We start from the raw sequence: 16,808 nt of genomic DNA, 5'->3' as shown, positions 1-16,808 counted from the left end.
ATACTATCTTCCAACAAAGCGGGCAAACCCGCAGCAGGCAAGGCAAGGGTACGTACATGAAGCTTTCGTTGATTACCGTGGCGACGGTCGCCGCATTCACACTTGCGGCCTGTTCCAGTGGCAACCGCAATGCCGTGACAAGTGCCGCGCGCGCGCCGATTTCGCAATTCGCCACAGGCCCGATTTTCCAGGGATGCGTGCAATCTGATCGCAAGCAGGCCAACCGGTCTCGGTGTGGGTGCGTGCAATCCGTTGCCAACCAATCGCTGTCCGCAGGTGAACAACGACGCGGGGCCGCGTTCTTTAAAAACCCGCATCAGGCGCAGGTGACACGCACGTCAGATCGCCCTGCGGATGAACGGTTTTGGCTGCGTTGGAAAGCGTTTGGCGACCAAGCCGCGCGTGTCTGCGGCTAAGCCTTTACAATTCATGCAATCAGACGTGCAGCGGCGAGCCAGTCGCCACGTCTATTAGGTGTTTCCCTGTGCCGCGCCCCAGCGATCGGTCAAACGGGTGATAATCTGGTCTCGGGTCGCGCGGTAGCTTTCCAGCTTTGCCTCGCGTGTTTCGCCTAAGCCTGTGGGATCAAGGGTTGGCCAGAATTCGACCTCAAGGTGGTAGAACCGCGTCAATTCCATTGCACGGGCCTGACTGGCCGGAGACAAGGCCACAACCAGATCAAAAGACGACAGGTCTTCGCCCCACTCTTCCATTTCGTCAAAGCTGCGCGAACGATGGCGGCTGAGTTCAACGCCCAATTCGTGACAGACTGCGATGGAAAAGCCGTCGATCTCCATATCGTTCTGGACGCCGACAGATTGCACGTAGGTGCCTTGGCCATAGAATTTCTTCATGATGCCTTCGGCCATGGGGGAGCGTACCGCATTATGATCGCAGCAAAATAGAACCGACTGCGGCAAGGGATGTGTCATTCATCCACCAAAATGCAAAACACAAATCAAGGTGAACAACCGGCGCGCTGTGTCTGTGTCGATCTCCGCCTTGCCGGTTAGCCTTTCTTGCAGCACCCGACTGCCTTCGTTGTGAATACCGCGCCGCGCCATATCGATGGTTTCGATCTGGCTGGGCGGCAGTTTCTTGACCGCGTCGAAATAGCTTTCGCAAATTTGAAAGTAATCTTTGACCACCTGACGGAACGGACCAAGGGACAGATGGAATTCAGCCGCCTTTTCTGCATTGTCCGTCTCTAGGTCAAAAATCAGCCGTTTGTCGCGGATCGACAGCGTAAGGTGATAGGGGCCAGCTGGTACTTCACGTCCTTCACGCGCGGGCAGCACAAATGTGTTGTCCTCAAGCAGGTCAAACATGGCCACTTTCCGCTCTTGCTCGATTTCGGGCGTAGGCGGGGGCAGGTTGGCGTCGTCGAGCGTTATGTGTGAAATGCGGGTCATGGGCAGTCGTCTTGGTTACGGGGCGTGATGCAAAGTGCTTACGCAAGCCCCGCCAACAACACAATGGCAGCGCGAAGTTTCATGAAACCCAAAATCAAAACAGATCCGGTGTGACCAACAAAATTTCAGAGCCGCCTTAGGTGTTTGGCCAGTTTTACCCGTTTAATTTGCGCAAACGTGCTGTGACTGAAAGCCCATGTGCCTCAAGGCTTTCTGACGCGGCCAGCCGTTCCGCACTGGGCCCAATCGCGCGCAAGGCTTCGGGGGTCATTTGCGCCAAAGTCGTGCGTTTGACAAAATCCATCACCGACAGGCCCGACGAAAACCGGGCCGAACGCGCTGTGGGCAACACGTGGTTGGGCCCGCCGATGTAATCGCCGATGGCCTCTGGCGTCCATTGCCCAAGGAAAATAGCACCTGCGTGAGCGATCTGTTCAGACAGCCCATTAGGGTCGGCCACACAAAGTTCTAGGTGTTCTGGCGCAATGCGATCCGACAGCTGCGCGGCGATTTCCAGCGAAGGCACTGTAATAATCGCGCCAAAATCGCGCCAACTGGCACCCGCGATGGCGCGGCGTTCCAACGTTTCCAACCGTTTGTCGACGGCCGCAGCCACAGCGCGGCCAAAGTCGGCATCCGTGGTGATCAAAAGCGATTGCGCGCTTTCATCGTGTTCGGCCTGACTTAGCAAATCAAGAGCGATCCAATCGGGGTCATTATCCCCATCCGCAATGACCAGAATTTCCGACGGCCCGGCGATCATGTCGATACCGACCTTGCCAAAGACCCGACGTTTCGCCGCCGCGACAAAGGCGTTGCCCGGCCCGGTGATCTTGTCGACGGGCGCAATCGTGTCGGTGCCATAGGCCAATGCTGCAATCGCTTGCGCGCCGCCAATGCGGTAAATCTCGTCCACGCCTGCGATTTTTGCTGCCAGTAAAACCAGCGGGTTCAATACCCCATCTGGCGTCGGCACCGTGATGGCCAAGCGCTCTACCCCCGCGACCTTGGCAGGCACCGCGTTCATCAAAACCGAAGAAGGGTAGCTGGCCAGCCCTCCCGGCACATAAAGCCCGGCCGCTGAAACGGGTGTCCAACGCCAACCAAGCGTCGCACCGGCATCATCAGTCCAGCGCGCGTCGTCTGGCATTTGGCGCGTGTGATAATCCCCGATCCGCGTTGCGGCCAATTCCAGTGCGGCGCGATCTTTGGCGCTCACTTGGGCAATCGCGGCGTCGACCTCGGCTGAAGTGATCCGCAGAGTTTCTGGTGTCAATGCGATCCGGTCAAACCGCTCGGTCAGTTCAATGACCGCCGCATCGCCGCGCGCGCGTACATCCGCAATAATATCTGCAACGACGACATCCACATCCGGGCTATCCTCGCGCTTGGCATCCAAAAGGGCCGCAAAGCGCGCCTCAAAATCTGCGTCGCTGTGATCAAGGAATTGTGGCATGGGCGTTTCTCCGTTCACGCTGGGACATAGCGGGACAAAGTGGGGTTCTCAAGGCTACCGCGTCACGTGGTCAACGTGCGCACCATGATCAAATCATCCTCAGGGCCCAACGCACCAAGGATCGCATTGGGTATCTTGCCCATCACGGCAAACCCATGGCGTTCATAAAGCGCAATAGCGGGCTGGTTTTCGCAAAATACCGACAGTTCCAATTGCCAAATACCCGCGGCATCGGCAGCACCTTCGATTGCAGAGATCAGACCATCAGCAACACCTTTTCCGCGCGCTCCCGGAATGACGTACAACGGCCCGATTTCGGCCCTATGCCGCGCACGTGAAATGCCCAAGCGGTTAAGTCCTGCCAAGCCGACAGGTGTGTCACCAAGAAAGGCAAGAAACCGATGCCCGCCCTCAAGGCTTTGCGCGTCCCGTTCAATCGGAACAGACTTCGCCTCGTCGGTTGTCAGGATAAAAGCCTGCGGGTGCCGTTCAATGCCGTCCAACCGAAGCGCGCGCCAGATATCTACGTCGTCAGGCGTCGCCGCCCGCACATACACTGATGATGCAGGCGGCGGCACAGACGTATCAGTCATCGTGACGAGGGGCGGATTTTGATGGCGCGACATAGGGGCGCGTTACATCCTTAAGCGTGGCTTCGATTGCCTCAACGCTCAGACGGATCGCGCCGTCACCTGCCAATGTCAGTAGGATATCGCCTGCCCCGTCTTCGCCCGGTTCAAAACCGACGGACAGCAACGACAGGATCATGTCTTTGTCGCTGCGATCAATGCCGTTGGTCGCCACGTTCTGCACCAGATCAAAGGCCAGAACAGATTGCACCCGTTCGGGCGCGTGACGCCCCTGCCCTTCGTCTTCCCAGCGGAACCGATTGATCAGCAAAGCAAAACGGCGTTGCCCACGCGCATAGGTCATTTCGGTGATCGGAAAGACCCCGTCTTGGGTCAGCGAAGACACCACCTGCAAATCCTCGGCGTCCAACACGCCAAGGTTCAACGGTGCCTCGCGCCCGTCTTCGAATTTGGCGTCGTCGCTCATTCGCCCTGTACCCGTTCGATTTGCGCACCAACGCCCGAGAATTTGCGCACCACTTGTTCATATCCGCGATCAAGGTGGTACACCCGCGCAACCCGCGTTTCGCCCTCGGCCGCGAGGCCCGCAAGGATCAAGCTGACAGATGCCCGCAAGTCAGTCGCCATCACAGGTGCACCTTTCAACTTGGACACACCTTTGACCGTGGCCGTTCCGCCGTGAACTTCGATGTTTGCCCCCATGCGGATCAATTCAGGCGCGTGCATAAACCGGTTCTCAAAGATCTTCTCTTCAAGCACGGACGTGCCTTCGGCGGTGCACAGCAGCGCCATCATTTGCGCCTGCAAATCGGTGGGGAAGCCGGGGAAGGGTTCGGTGGTTACATCAATGGCTTGGATGCGCCCGCTTTTGCGTGACACTTTCAAACCTGCGGGCGTTTCTTCGACGCTGACGCCTGCGGCATCAAGTTTTTCGCAGAACGCACCAACCAAATCCATGCGCCCGCCCAGCAATTCGACTTCGCCACCACAGATCGCGGGGGCCAGCATATAAGTGCCCAGTTCGATCCGATCGGTCACGACCCGGTGGGTGGCGGCGTGCAGGCGGTCGACGCCCTGAATAGTGATGGTCGACGTGCCGTCGCCGTCAATTTGCGCCCCCATGGCGCGCAGGCAATCAGCCAGATCGACGATCTCAGGCTCTCGCGCGGCATTGTTGATCACGGTCGTGCCTTTGGCCAGCGTCGCGGCCATCATGATATTTTCAGTTGCCCCAACTGAGGCAAAAGGGAAATCAATGACAGCGCCCTTCAATTTACCGCCATCAGCTTTGGCGTGCAGGTAGCCGTCGCGCAGGTCGATCTCTGCACCCATTTTGGCTAGCCCATCGGTGTGGATGTCCATCGGACGCGCGCCAATGGCGCAACCGCCAGGCAAGGACACCTCGGCGTGGCCTTCGCGGGCCAAAAGCGGGCCCAGAACAAGGTTAGAGGCACGCATTTTGCGCACGATGTCATATTCGGCGCGGGTGTTGATCGCACCGTGGCACGACATGACCTGCACTTGGCCGTCCTGCATCGAGGTAATTTCGGCCCCCAAAGACTCCAACAGCTGCGTCATCGTGCGAATGTCGCTCAGACGCGGTGCGTTGGTTAGCGTCAGCGGTTCGTCACTCAGTAACGTCGCCGGCATCAACGCAAGGCACGCGTTTTTGGCCCCCGCAATCGGGATTTGCCCATTCAGCGGACCACCGCCTTGTACCACAATACTATCCATCGTCCTGCTCCGTCGCCTTGACTTGTTTGTTGTCCACATCCCCGCGGGCCTGCGCCTGCGTTTTACGCCGTGCAAGGTTTGCTTTGAGCGCTTGTTTCAACCGCGCATCGCGGTCTGCGTTAGCTTTGGGTCGGGGGGGTGATTTTGCTGCCATGGTGTCTCTCTATCTTAGGTGGGCGTACGCGTCCAGAATGGGGTTGCACGGACGGACGATTGTCGCTACTCACCCGCCACAATGCTGTGGTAGCTCAGTGGTAGAGCGCGTCATTGGTAATGACGAGGTCGGGAGTTCAATCCTCCCTCACAGCACCATCCAACACATCGACCTGAAACAAGCCTCAAAACGTGCCTCTCTTGCGGGCCCCAACTGACGGGCACCGGCTGCGCCGTTACATCGTTTAGTTTGGACTCAGTATTGATGGTCCTTCGCACCATTGCGTCGGACAGGTCGCAATACCTTAGGCCACTCCTTCAACAGAAAAGCATAGACGGTGCAGGGCGGCGAACCGCAGGTCTGAACCAAAACTACCAAATGCCGCGCATCCCATAACTGGTCATTCATCAGAGCTACCAAAAACCTTCAACAACGCCTTGGCGTTTTGAACAGGGTTTTTGGCAGCGTCAATCGGGATGAATTGTGCGTCTGCCCAAAAGCATGGTTTTTGGAACGCACTTGTCGATTTAGAAGATCTAATCACTACGGATTCAAAAATGACACAAGCAAATAGAATAGCAAAAGCCCTGTCGACTTACAACAATAAGGGGGCTTAAACGAGCCAATGGCTCGGTAGAAAGCCGCGAAACTTTCACTGTGGAAAAGAGAACGGAGAGCGTCTTGCCTTCAATTGAATCTACAAAAACTTCTTACAGGGCTGAAATAGATGGGCTGAGAGCCTTTGCTGTACTTTCGGTCGTTGCATATCACGCCTTTCCTGCGCATCTAACGGGTGGCTTCACAGGGGTTGATGTCTTTTTCGTTATTAGTGGTTATCTGATCACCGCCCACATCTTTACGAGCCTTGACGAAGACAAATTCTCTTTTCTCGACTTCTTTCAAAGACGCATCCGGCGGATTTTTCCGGCCCTCATTCTTGTGATGTCCAGCTCTCTCATTTTTGGTTGGTTCGCGCTGATATCAGAAGAATTTCAACAACTTGGAAAGCATGTTGCCAGTGGTGCGGCCTTTATCGTCAATTTCATTCTTGTGGGTGAAAGCGGATATTTCGACACCGCAGCAGAAACAAAGCCCATGCTTCATTTGTGGAGCCTGGCCGTTGAGGAGCAGTTTTATCTCGTCTGGCCAATCGTTCTATGGCTCGCATGGCGGCAGCGTTTTAGTCTTATCTGGGTCACGGCGTTGGTTGCAGTGGCGTCATTTTATTTCAATTTACGCTTCGTGGAGTCGCACCCGACCGAGACTTTCTTTTGGCCCTTCGGGCGCTTTTGGGAAATGTTAAGCGGCAGTGTGCTTGCCTGGCTGATGCTGTATAAATGCGATGTAATAGATCGCGCCAAGTTACGCGTCGACACATGTATTGGGCGGATGATCCCATTGTCGCTCGCGCGTGGACAGATAGCCTTTAGCGAAAATGCTATGGCTTTGGCCGGGCTGTGCTTTCTGATCTACGGTTTCGTAGGGATCAACTCAAACGTGCCGTTCCCGTCCACTTGGGCCTTAGTTCCAGTTTGCGGTGCCATTCTTATCATGGCAGCAGGAGCAACTGCGTGGTCCAATCGGGTCTTTATGATGAACCCGGTTGCGGTCTGGTTTGGATTAATCAGCTATCCACTTTATCTTTGGCACTGGCCCATTTTGTCGTTTCTCCAGATTGTCGAAGGTGGTGAACTTCCGCATCGGGATACACGCATTATTGCGGTAGTTTTGGCGTTTTTTCTTGCCTGGCTCACGGTCAGGTTTGTTGAAAAGCCTTTGCGATTTGGACGCCGGAACGTTCGCCTAAAGATAGTCGGCTTGACGGGAGCGATGATTTTCGTAGGTGGGGCGGGACTGTTGATTAGTCGAACGGATTTCTCGGAGTCGCACACGCTGGAAGAGCTCCCCGTCAAACGCCCGGCGGCTGAACACATTTATGGCTCATCTTCCAGATGGTATCAGGGTCAGGAAGGGTGGCTGTTTTTAGGGAACGCATACGACGACACAGTTGCGAAACTGAAGCTTGCCTCTCCTCCCGCTCCGGCAAACATTGAGCGGGAGGCAGATCTTTTCGCGAACCTGGCTGAAGCCGCAGAAACAGCAAACACTTCGGTTGCATTGTTGATTGGCCCCAATAAATCTACGCTCTATCCGGAATATCTCTCCAGTGAGATCGGGCCTTCTGAGCGGCGTTACGTGACATATTTCACTGAGCGATTGGACGCGATTGCAGACCTGACTGTGGTTGATCCAGTCGAAGACTTGCTGCGCACCAAAGAAAGCGCTGGGTTGTTGTATTACAGAACAGACACGCACTGGAACGATAAGGGAGCGTTTCTGGCTTTCTCGGTTTTAGCAAACCGCATGGGCTGGCCCACTCCTGACGTATCCTTCGAAACCGGCGCGCCGCACTCAGGTGATTTAATCGCGATCTCAGAGATTGAGGGCTTCCCCGTGACCACAGGTGACAGCTGGCAAATCGCATGGGTCAGCGCGCCAGATCTGGAAACCAAGCCTCTACCGAACCAACCGAAAACGCCCTTTGGACGCGCCGAGGTTGTGACAAACAACTCGCCACTATCCGAGCAGACTGTATGGGTTATTGGTGATTCCTTCACAAATGCTGTAGCGCCCTACATCAACGCTACTTTTGAGGAGGTTCGTTATCTTGGGCACTGGAACGAGAAACTACGTACGCTTCCACAAGACCTTGCGAGTGCGGAGGATAAACCTGATATAATCATCCTGATCCGTGTTGAGCGGTCGTTTTGAGTTGAAATGGTGAATGCCCCGTCAAAGAGAGTGATTTGCAGCAGGGGGCAAGGTTATGGGTTCGAGCCCTGAGGGTTCCAAAAAGGACGGTTTTTGAACGGTTCGCGGAAATGGACCTTGGTGCGTCTGCTACGAACCGCGACCTTGTCCCATCTCGCAAACACAAAGCGATTCATGCCAACATGTGCATGAACAAGAGTTGTGCTTGCTCGCATCATTTATCTAGCTGCATACTAAATGTACGACTTCACAAGGTGTCTTGACGCACGACGGGATGCCACGCGGACTTCACACCAATTCAGAGGCAAAATATGAGCGAAACACTTGGAATCGATCACCTTGGCCTGACGGTATCCGATCTTGACGCCAGCCTTGCATTCTTCACGCAAGCTTTGGGATGGACGCAATTTGGCGGCAACCCGGACTATCCGTCAGCCTATATTACCGACGGTCATTCCAAGCTGACGTTATGGCAGCAACGCGGAGACACCGCCTTTGACCGGCACGCCAATGCGGGCCTGCACCACACAGCACTCAAGGTGGCGTCGGCCGCGCAATTGCAGTCACTGTTCAAAGTGGTCGCAGATTGGCCCGGTGTCGTGATCGAATTTGCGCCCGAGTTTTCCGGCAAAGGACCGAAAGAACACTTTATGGTTCGCGAACCGGGGGGAACCCGATTGGAATTGTCCTATGATCCAAGATGATCACGTTGCAGCACGCAGATAGCTGGCTGCGCGATCTATCCTGCCAGTTCGTATCGGTGGATTTGGTGAAATCGCCCGTCCGCGTCCTCGCCCAACAAAGTGAGCGCCGCTATTGGATGCGGCGACAGATCAAGCGGGCTCAGCCGCTGCGCAAGTGCAGCTTCGGCATGCGCGAACGGTTCAGCACCAAGCCGCCCGGTCAACGTCATATGAAAGCGGAACTGATCCAACACGTAAGGATATCCCCAGCGTTGCAAATGCGCGTCTTGGGCTGGGTTCAACCGGCTTGCGCGGCGTTTTTCCAACTCAGCTGCGGTGGCTGGCGCGCGAAAAGCATCCAGGTCTTGCACGCAGCGCGCGGCCAACGTGCCCAGCGCGCTTGCATCGCCGACAGGCACAAGCGCCAGAAAGCGGCCCAATCGGGCCAATTCCAACCCATCCAAAAGCACCGGACATACCGTGGTGCACAGGGCCGTAAGGGCGTCGGACAAACCCTGCGCTGTGGTGCCTTCAGCCAGACGGAACGGCGGTTTGATCGTGCCATGAAACCCGTATTTGCGCGGCGTCGCCGTCACTGCGGCGACATCCAAACCACCCATGTCAGGATGCGGGCAAGTCGCACCGGTTGCACTGTCCCACCCCAGCCACCCTGCGCCGAAATCGGCCAACGGCGTGCCCAGTTCGGGCGTGTAATAAATCGCGTAGCGTGTAAACATGACGCAGCCCAATTGCAGTTCGAGATAACAGGCACATGACACAAGATTTAACCCTCGCCAACGCCAAGCTGATCCTAAAAGACGAGGTAATTATTGGCAGCCTGTCCCTGCGCGACGGCAAGATCGCGGCAATCGACACCGGGGCGGCTGTTCCGACTGGCGCATTGGACTGCGAAGGCGACTATCTGTGCCCCGGCCTGATCGAACTTCACACGGACAATCTAGAACGACACATTTCACCCCGCCCGAAAGTGTCTTGGCCGCATGGGCCTGCCATTCTTGCGCACGATCGTGAACTGGCGGGATGCGGTATCACGACTGTCTTTGACGCGATGCGCGTCGGATCAATCTCTAGCAGCAAGGCGCGACACGCCAAATACGCACGCGAAGTGTCACACGCGCTTTTGGCGTTACGCGCCCAAGGTGTGCTTAAGATCAGCCATTACCTTCACTTGCGCGCAGAAATCTGCAGCGAAACCCTACCGGTAGAATTGGCTGAATTCACGCGCGATGACCGCATTGGCATCGTCAGCCTTATGGACCACACGCCGGGCCAGCGCCAATTTCGGGATCTCGAAAAGATGAAGGCCTATGTGATGGGCAAACACAACATGAGCGCTGCGGATTTCGCCAAGCACATCGCCGATTTGCAAGATTTACAAGCCCAGTTCGGGGCCGCGCACGAAGCCGCGGCAGTGGCCTTTGGAAAAGCACTTGGCGCTGTCTTGGCCAGCCATGATGACACCACCGCAGGCCAAGTCGCGACCTCGGCGCGCCACGGCGTTGCTATGGCAGAATTTCCGACAACGGTTGAGGCGGCCCAAGCTTGCCGCGACAATGACATCGCAATCATTATGGGCGCGCCAAACCTTGTGCGCGGGGGATCACATTCGGGCAATGTCGCAGCCGGTGACTTGGCCGATCGTGATTTGTTAGACATCCTGTCTTCGGATTATGTGCCTGCCGCGCTTTTGATGTCAGCCGTGCAATTGGGTGAAACATGGGGCGACATGGCCCGTGGAATAGCCACAGTAACGGCGGCCCCTGCCAATCACGTCGGCCTAACCGATCGGGGTGTGCTTGAGGTCGGCAAACGCGCCGATGTGGTTCGATTCAAGCCGTTGGACGGCATCACCTCGATCCGGCAAGTCTGGAGCAAAGCGCATCAGATCGCCTAGCCCTAGGCCCACAACACACCTGAAATATCAGACGGAAACAGCCGCCAAAAGCGTGTCGCGGTCGATTTCTTCGCTGCGGCCTCGCAATTTTTCTGCGCCCCGTTCCAACACCAGAAACTGATCACCAAGGTCGCGGGCAAAATCGAAATATTGCTCGACCAAAACGATGGCCATATCGCCGCGTGCCCGCAATTGCGAGATCACACGGCCGATCTGTTGGATAATGTTGGGTTGGATACCTTCGGTCGGTTCATCAAGCAAAAGCAGCTTTGGGCGGGTCACAAGTGCACGCGCGATTGCAAGCTGTTGTTGCTGTCCGCCGGAAAGGTCCCCGCCGCGGCGGGCCAGAAATTCCTTGAGGATCGGGAACAGGTCATAGATTTCAGACGGCACTGTGCGTTCTGCCCGTGGCAAACAGGCAAAGCCGGTTTCAAGGTTTTCTTTCACCGTCAGAAAGGGAAAAATTTCGCGGCCCTGTGGCACATAGGCCACCCCTTTTTGGGCAAGCGCATGGGCCGAAGCGCGACCAATTTCTGCACCGTCCAGCATGTATGTTCCGCCTGAACGCGGATGCGTCCCCGAGATCGCCTTAAGCAAGCTGGTCTTGCCGACACCATTGGTGCCCATCACGCAGGTGACTTCGCCCCGTTTGGCAGTCACATTGACACCGTTCAGAATTTGACTGCCGCCATAATGCAGCGTCAGATCCGAAATGTTCAGGACGTTATCTTCCAAGATACACCTCGATCACTTTTTCATTGGCTGTCACATGGTCAAGAGAACCTTCGGCCAACACCGAACCTTCGTGCAACACCGTCACCTTGCAGTTCAGACGGCGCACGAATTCCATGTCATGTTCAACCACCACGACGGCGCGTGTCTTGGCCGCTTCGACCAAAATATCCGTTGTGTGTTCACGTTCGGCGGGCGTCATGCCAGCAGCGGGTTCATCGACAAGCAATAGGCGGGGGTCTTGCGCCAGCAGCATTCCGATTTCGAGCCATTGTTTTTGACCATGGCTCAATTCTCCAGATTTGCGGGCCAGTTGGTCGGTTAGGCCAATCTCGCCGGCCAATTTGGCCACGGCTTCAAAGTCGTCTTGAGCAGGGCGAAAGCGCAGCACGGCCCACGGGCTTCGGCTCTTTTTCAGGGCCATCATCAAGTTGTCAGCGACCGATTGATCCTCGAACACTGTTGGGCGCTGGAATTTTCGTCCGATGCCTGCTTGCGCGATTTGGCTTTCGCTCAGGCGCAGCAAAGACATGGATTTTTCTCCAAAAACCACATGACCTTCGTCTGGTTTTGTCTTCCCGGTCACAATGTCCATAAAGGTCGTTTTGCCCGCGCCATTGGGTCCGATCACCGCGCGCATTTCGGGTTCGCCGATCTGGAAGGACAGATTGTTAATGGCCTTAAAGCCGTCAAAGCTTTTGGACACACCTGAGACTTCGAGAAGGGTGCTCATTTGTCGGCCTCACTTTCGCGCAAACTGCCTGCATCCGGGCCAAGGTCGGCACCGTGACGTTTCGGGCTCGGCAACATGTCAAACAAGCCGCCGATACCTTTGGGCGCAAACAACGTCACGACAACGAAAGACAGCCCAAGCAGAACGGTCCACCAATCGACCCAAGAGATCGTATAAAAGCCAAGATTTATGTCAGGTGCCTGCCCGCCCGTGAACCAAGTCGACACCAAAGACACGAACGCCGCACCGATGACCGCGCCGTAAAGTCGCCCCCGTCCACCAATGGCAACCCAAACGGCAAGGTAAATGGATGCGATGGGTGCGATCTCAGCTGGGTTGATGATGCCCGCTTGGGGGTAATAAAGCGCGCCTGCGACGGCGGCGATCACAGCTGTGAGGGTAAAGATCGTCAGCTTGTAGGCTTCGACCGAGTAGCCAAGGAAGCGCACCCGTGCCTCGTCATCGCGGATCGCACGGATAACCGAGCCGAATTTGCCCGATACGATCCATGCACACAGTAGGTACGCAAGACCAAGTGCGAGGGCCGAGGCCCAGAGAAACCAGATGGAAACGGTTGATTGCGGTGTATCGCTGAGGCCCGGCAGATTTTGCAAGCCTGACAGCCCGTTGTTGCCCCGCAGCCCACTGTCGTTTTGGAATAGGTAAAGCGATAAGGCCAACGTCATGGCTTGTGTCAGGATCGACAGGTACACGCCCGTGACCCGGCTGCGAAAGGCCAGCCAGCCAAAGACCAGTGCGAGCAGCCCCGGTACGATGACGATAGCCGCAAGTTGCAGTGGCAGCGAATGGGCAAAGGCCCAGATGGGCGGGAATTCGGATGCCCCGACCACCCCGAAGATTTGTGTCGCGATTCCTTGAGATATTTCGCCTGATGTGGGGGGCAGTGGCGCTGCGGCGAGGCTTTGTACCACAATGAGTTCAGTACGCGCATACATCAGCCACATGCCAATGGCATAGCCGCCGATACCGAAGAACGCCATGTGGCCAAGCGATAGGATCCCGCAATAGCCCCACACCAAGTCCATCGCCAGCGCGACCATGCAAAGGCACAGCGTTTTGCCCAGTGTTTTGACAAAACTGGTAGAGATCACGCCGATGCCAAAGCCTTCGGCTAGGATCGTGACACCAATTGTGAAAATCGCGAGTGCTGCGATGAAGATCAGAACCGACGGGTGGCGTGTGATGAAACTGTGGGACCGGGGGCCAGCCCCCGCACCCCCGAGGTATTTGGAACCCAAAGAAGGGGAAGATGGATTGAGTGACGTCATTGTTTATGCCTCCGCCGCGCGGCCCTTGAGGGCGATGATGCCTTTTGGGCGGAATTGGATGAACAGGATGATGAACAGGATCATGTAGGTTTGTGCCGCCAGCGTGTTGGACGGGTTTAGGAATTCAATACCCTTTTGCATCGACCCGACCATGGCCGCCCCCAAAAGCGTGCCCCAGATGTTGCCAACGCCCCCCACGACCACAGTCATGAAGGATTGTACGATGTAGTCGGACCCCATTTCAGAGGTGACTTTGGCATAAAGGCCGATGGCGACCCCTGCGATGCCAGCAATCCCGGAACCAAAGCCAAAGGTCAGCATGTTGATGCGATCCGGGTTGATACCCATCGACGCGGCCATCCGTGGGTTTTGTGTCACGGCGCGCACTTCTAGGCCAAGGCGCGTGCGGTTCATCACAAAGAGAAACAGCGTAAGGAAGATGAGGGCAAGGATCAGGATCGCGATGCGGATATAGCTGATCGAAACGATGTCGTTGATTACCATCGACCCATCGAGCCAGCCGGGTGCTGTAAGGGGGCGCGCTTGGGTGCCAAAGATGTTTTTGGCCAGTTGCTGCAACGCAATGGAAACCCCGAAAGTCGCCAGAAGCGTTTCAAGTGGGCGGTGATACAGCCAGCGGATCACCAGCCGCTCCATCGCGACACCGGCGGCAAAAGTGACCATGAACGCCAACGGGATTGCCAGAAGGATCGACAAGGTATGATCAGGCACAAACAGCTGCACGACATACCCGGTGTAGGCCCCCATCATGATAAATTCGCCATGCGCCATGTTGATCACGCCCATGACGCCGAACGTAATGGCAAGGCCGATCGCAGCGAGAAAATAGATCGAAGCAAGCGAGATCGCGTCCAGCGCGAGGTCTGCCGTCTGGTTCAATGCGACAGAGGTTTCGATACCAGTCAGCACCTCTTGGGCGGCGCGCGCAACTGTAGGGGAAGGGCCGGTGAACACCTCGAAAAACTGATAGGCGGCGAGCGCTGTGTCGATGTCTTGAGCCGTGGCGGCGGGTTCTGCCAGCCCTTCTGAGACCAAAGTGGCGAAAGCTGCATTGCGCGCTTGGTCGGTGTCGAGGGTTGCGACCTGCACGCCAGCAACCATGCCTGCGTCTATGTTGCGAATAAGTGCCTCGCGGACCTCACTTTGGGGGATAAGCGGGGGCGCAAGATCTGCGCGCACCAACAGGTCGTAAGCATCTTCTTTGGACAGTGTGTCATCACCCGGAGTGACGGGTCGAACGACTTCGGGGCCAATTGGTATCGCTTCGCCGACCTCAATGCGGGTGGCGACAAGTGGGTTCAGGACCGCGCGCGCGTCGACACCTAAATCGCCGTTAAAATAACTGATCGCCTGAACTTTCTCGGCTTCGTCTGACCCAAACTCAACTGTAAGCAGACGCTCAAGCCGCGTCATTTGAGCGACCAAATCTTGGTCCGCTTCAGCCGCTTGTACATCGCGCAGGGCAGGCAAATGCGTTTCGTCTGGATCGCGCGCAATGGCATTCAGTGCCGTCAGTCGCACAGCAGGGTCCGGATCCGTCAACTGAAAGCGCACAAGACCCGCAGCGATCAAGCCGCGCACGCCACTGTTGGGTTTGAGTTGTTTGTACGTATCGTCTGGAACTTCGCCCAGATCAGCGCCGTCAGCCACATCGAAAATGTGAATGGTGTCACGGTCAATTTCTGTTGCAAAGACGAACAGGCCGGTTTCTTCGTCCTGCCACATCTCTTTGTCTTGCCAACGTTGCAGCACGTTTTGGGCTGCGGGCAGACCGCTGGCAGTCAATCCATCGATGGCTGTTTGGATGGTGCGACGCGAGGCCTTGGCGATCAGTTCGCCGTGGGCTTGCAACACTTGCTGAATAGGTGCGTCTGCGTTTTGTGCAGCGGCAGGCAAAGCCAGACCTAAACACACAAGAAAAGCCAGTAGTCGCTGCATTTATTCCACCCTCACATGACCAAGGGGCGGCTAACCGCCCCTTGGAAAAGTCGTAATTTAAGTCAGTTTAGTAGTTGGATTCGATCTGCACGCAGGAGCTTGTTGTCGTGTTGTACATGCCACAACCCAGCTCTTTCCAATCCGACACGAGAACCGCAGATTCAGGCAAGAAATCCGTCCACGCATCGCCCGGCACTTCGGAGGTTTGGCTGATGATGTCAAACTGACCATCGGCTTGGATTTCACCAATCAGAACTGGTTTGGCCAAGTGGTGGTTTGGCAACATCACAGCTGTACCGCCTGTCAGGTTTGGAAATTCCTGACCATACATTGCTGTGCGCACGTCATCCACGTCTGTGGTTTTGGCAGCCTCAGCCGCAGCAAGCCACATGTTGAATCCGATATAGTGCGCTTCCATTGGGTCGTTGGTTACACGCTCTTCGCCCATGCGGGCTTTCCATGCTTCAACCCATGCTTCGTTTGCATCGGATTCGGCTGATTGGAAATAGTTCCAAGCTGCCAAGTGACCAACCAAGTTGGATGTGTCCAAACCCGCCAACTCTTCTTCGCCAACCGAGAACGCAACGACGGGGATGTCGTCAGCGGAAATGCCAGCCGCTGCGAGTTCTTTATAGAAACCAACGTTTGCGTCGCCGTTGATGGTCGAAATCACGCCGACCTTTTTGCCGTCTGCACCCAATGCCACAACGTCCGCGACGATTTTGGACCAATCAGAGTGGCCAAACGGGGTGTAGTTTACAAAGATATCGTCAGACGCGATGCCTTTTTCCTGAAGGTAAGCTTCGAGGATGTTGTTCGTGGTACGGGGATACACATAGTCAGTGCCCAGCAGCGCGAATTTTTCAACACCCAGTTCCTCAAGGAAGTAATCCGTGGCCGGGATCGCCTGTTGGTTGGGGGCGGCACCTGTGTAGAATACGTTTTTGGAGGACTCTTCGCCTTCGTATTGTACAGGGTAGAACAGCAGACCGTTCAATTCTTCGATCACGGGCAGCACAGATTTGCGCGACACGGACGTCCAGTTGCCAAAGATCACGTCAACGTCGTGTACCGTCAGCAATTCGCGGGCTTTTTCTGCGAACAGCGGCCAGTCGGACGCGGGATCAACAACAACGGCTTCCAGCTCGCAACCCAAAAGGCCGCCCGCTTCGTTTTGCTGTTCGACCAGCATTTCCATTGTGTCTTTGAGTGTCGTTTCGGAGATCGCCATCGTGCCGGACAGTGAGTGAAGAACACCCACTTTAATCGGGCAGTTTTGAGCGGCAGCAGGAAGCACGGATGCCAGCAGCAGGGCAGCGGTGGTTCCAAGAAGGGTCTTTGTCATTTCTTTTCCTCTAGCGCAGGGCGCCAGGGCGTTG

General features: G+C 56.1%; 17 protein-coding genes and 1 tRNA gene. 5 read left to right on the top strand and 13 right to left on the bottom strand.

Translation table 11 applies throughout. The annotated features are described in order from the left end of the window. The first annotated feature begins 56 nt into the window (after positions 1-56). A complete protein-coding gene (locus ABJF76_RS09230; RefSeq protein WP_413822142.1) occupies positions 57-416 on the top strand; it encodes a hypothetical protein in 360 nt (119 codons plus the stop codon). A gap of 54 nt (positions 417-470) precedes the next feature. Here the strand turns inward: ABJF76_RS09230 and ABJF76_RS09225 are convergent, their stop codons facing one another. The 7 genes from ABJF76_RS09225 to ABJF76_RS09195 form a co-directional block, all read right to left on the bottom strand. Continuing rightward, positions 471-932 carry a low molecular weight phosphatase family protein gene (locus ABJF76_RS09225; RefSeq protein WP_413822141.1) on the bottom strand — a complete coding sequence of 154 codons (462 nt, stop codon included), beginning with the start codon at positions 930-932 and terminating at the stop codon, positions 471-473. After that, positions 933-1,412 (bottom strand): UPF0262 family protein, encoded by a 480-nt coding sequence (locus ABJF76_RS09220; RefSeq protein WP_413822140.1) that lies wholly within the window; start codon positions 1,410-1,412, stop codon positions 933-935. Between the two features lie 154 nt (positions 1,413-1,566). Continuing rightward, a complete protein-coding gene (gene hisD, locus ABJF76_RS09215; protein WP_413822139.1) occupies positions 1,567-2,868 on the bottom strand; it encodes a histidinol dehydrogenase in 1,302 nt (433 codons plus the stop codon). 62 nt (positions 2,869-2,930) lie between these two features. Beyond that, complete coding sequence (locus ABJF76_RS09210; RefSeq protein ID WP_413822138.1) at positions 2,931-3,494, bottom strand: N-acetyltransferase family protein; 564 nt, start codon at positions 3,492-3,494, stop codon at positions 2,931-2,933. After that, positions 3,454-3,924: a DUF2948 family protein gene (locus ABJF76_RS09205; RefSeq protein WP_413822137.1), complete on the bottom strand. Its 471-nt coding sequence runs from the start codon at positions 3,922-3,924 to the stop codon at positions 3,454-3,456. The genes ABJF76_RS09210 and ABJF76_RS09205 overlap by 41 nt, the downstream gene beginning before the upstream one ends. Beyond that, positions 3,921-5,192 (bottom strand): UDP-N-acetylglucosamine 1-carboxyvinyltransferase, encoded by a 1,272-nt coding sequence (gene murA, locus ABJF76_RS09200; protein ID WP_413822136.1) that lies wholly within the window; start codon positions 5,190-5,192, stop codon positions 3,921-3,923. Before murA ends, ABJF76_RS09205 begins: the two co-directional genes overlap by 4 nt. Continuing rightward, positions 5,185-5,346 carry a hypothetical protein gene (locus tag ABJF76_RS09195; RefSeq protein ID WP_413822135.1) on the bottom strand — a complete coding sequence of 54 codons (162 nt, stop codon included), beginning with the start codon at positions 5,344-5,346 and terminating at the stop codon, positions 5,185-5,187. The genes murA and ABJF76_RS09195 overlap by 8 nt, the downstream gene beginning before the upstream one ends. An 83-nt stretch (positions 5,347-5,429) precedes the next feature. On the opposite strand from ABJF76_RS09195, the gene ABJF76_RS09190 reads away from it, so the two are divergent. The 3 genes from ABJF76_RS09190 to ABJF76_RS09180 all read left to right on the top strand — a co-directional run bounded on the left by ABJF76_RS09190 (position 5,430) and on the right by ABJF76_RS09180 (position 8,822). Further along, positions 5,430-5,504, top strand: a tRNA-Thr gene (locus ABJF76_RS09190). A gap of 523 nt (positions 5,505-6,027) precedes the next feature. Beyond that, on the top strand, positions 6,028-8,118 hold the full coding sequence (locus ABJF76_RS09185; protein WP_413822134.1) for an acyltransferase family protein: 2,091 nt from the start codon (positions 6,028-6,030) through the stop codon (positions 8,116-8,118). 311 nt (positions 8,119-8,429) lie between these two features. Next, on the top strand, positions 8,430-8,822 hold the full coding sequence (locus ABJF76_RS09180) for a VOC family protein (protein ID WP_413822133.1): 393 nt from the start codon (positions 8,430-8,432) through the stop codon (positions 8,820-8,822). Positions 8,823-8,857: 35 nt separating this feature from the next. Here ABJF76_RS09180 and ABJF76_RS09175 read toward each other — a convergent pair whose 3' ends face one another. Next, positions 8,858-9,538, bottom strand: a complete 681-nt coding sequence (locus ABJF76_RS09175) for a DUF1045 domain-containing protein (RefSeq protein WP_413822132.1) — start codon at positions 9,536-9,538, stop codon at positions 8,858-8,860. Positions 9,539-9,573: 35 nt separating this feature from the next. On the opposite strand from ABJF76_RS09175, the gene ABJF76_RS09170 reads away from it, so the two are divergent. Then, entirely contained in the window at positions 9,574-10,716 is a 1,143-nt protein-coding gene (locus ABJF76_RS09170; RefSeq protein ID WP_413822131.1) for an alpha-D-ribose 1-methylphosphonate 5-triphosphate diphosphatase, read from the top strand. A gap of 27 nt (positions 10,717-10,743) precedes the next feature. Here the strand turns inward: ABJF76_RS09170 and urtE are convergent, their stop codons facing one another. The 5 genes from urtE to urtA all read right to left on the bottom strand — a co-directional run bounded on the left by urtE (position 10,744) and on the right by urtA (position 16,774). Further along, on the bottom strand, positions 10,744-11,451 hold the full coding sequence (urtE, locus tag ABJF76_RS09165) for an urea ABC transporter ATP-binding subunit UrtE (RefSeq protein ID WP_413822130.1): 708 nt from the start codon (positions 11,449-11,451) through the stop codon (positions 10,744-10,746). After that, positions 11,441-12,181 carry an urea ABC transporter ATP-binding protein UrtD gene (urtD, locus tag ABJF76_RS09160; RefSeq protein ID WP_413822129.1) on the bottom strand — a complete coding sequence of 247 codons (741 nt, stop codon included), beginning with the start codon at positions 12,179-12,181 and terminating at the stop codon, positions 11,441-11,443. The genes urtE and urtD overlap by 11 nt, the downstream gene beginning before the upstream one ends. Next, positions 12,178-13,470, bottom strand: a complete 1,293-nt coding sequence (gene urtC, locus ABJF76_RS09155) for an urea ABC transporter permease subunit UrtC (protein WP_413822128.1) — start codon at positions 13,468-13,470, stop codon at positions 12,178-12,180. Before urtC ends, urtD begins: the two co-directional genes overlap by 4 nt. Positions 13,471-13,473: 3 nt before the next feature. Next, positions 13,474-15,429, bottom strand: a complete 1,956-nt coding sequence (gene urtB / locus ABJF76_RS09150; protein WP_413822127.1) for an urea ABC transporter permease subunit UrtB — start codon at positions 15,427-15,429, stop codon at positions 13,474-13,476. A gap of 67 nt (positions 15,430-15,496) precedes the next feature. After that, positions 15,497-16,774 (bottom strand): urea ABC transporter substrate-binding protein, encoded by a 1,278-nt coding sequence (gene urtA / locus ABJF76_RS09145; RefSeq protein WP_413822126.1) that lies wholly within the window; start codon positions 16,772-16,774, stop codon positions 15,497-15,499. Positions 16,775-16,808 lie beyond the last annotated feature (34 nt).

It is taken from the genome of Tateyamaria sp., assembly GCF_039940735.1.
Lineage (GTDB): Bacteria > Pseudomonadota > Alphaproteobacteria > Rhodobacterales > Rhodobacteraceae > Tateyamaria.
This window is presented reverse-complemented; position numbering and strand designations above follow the sequence as displayed.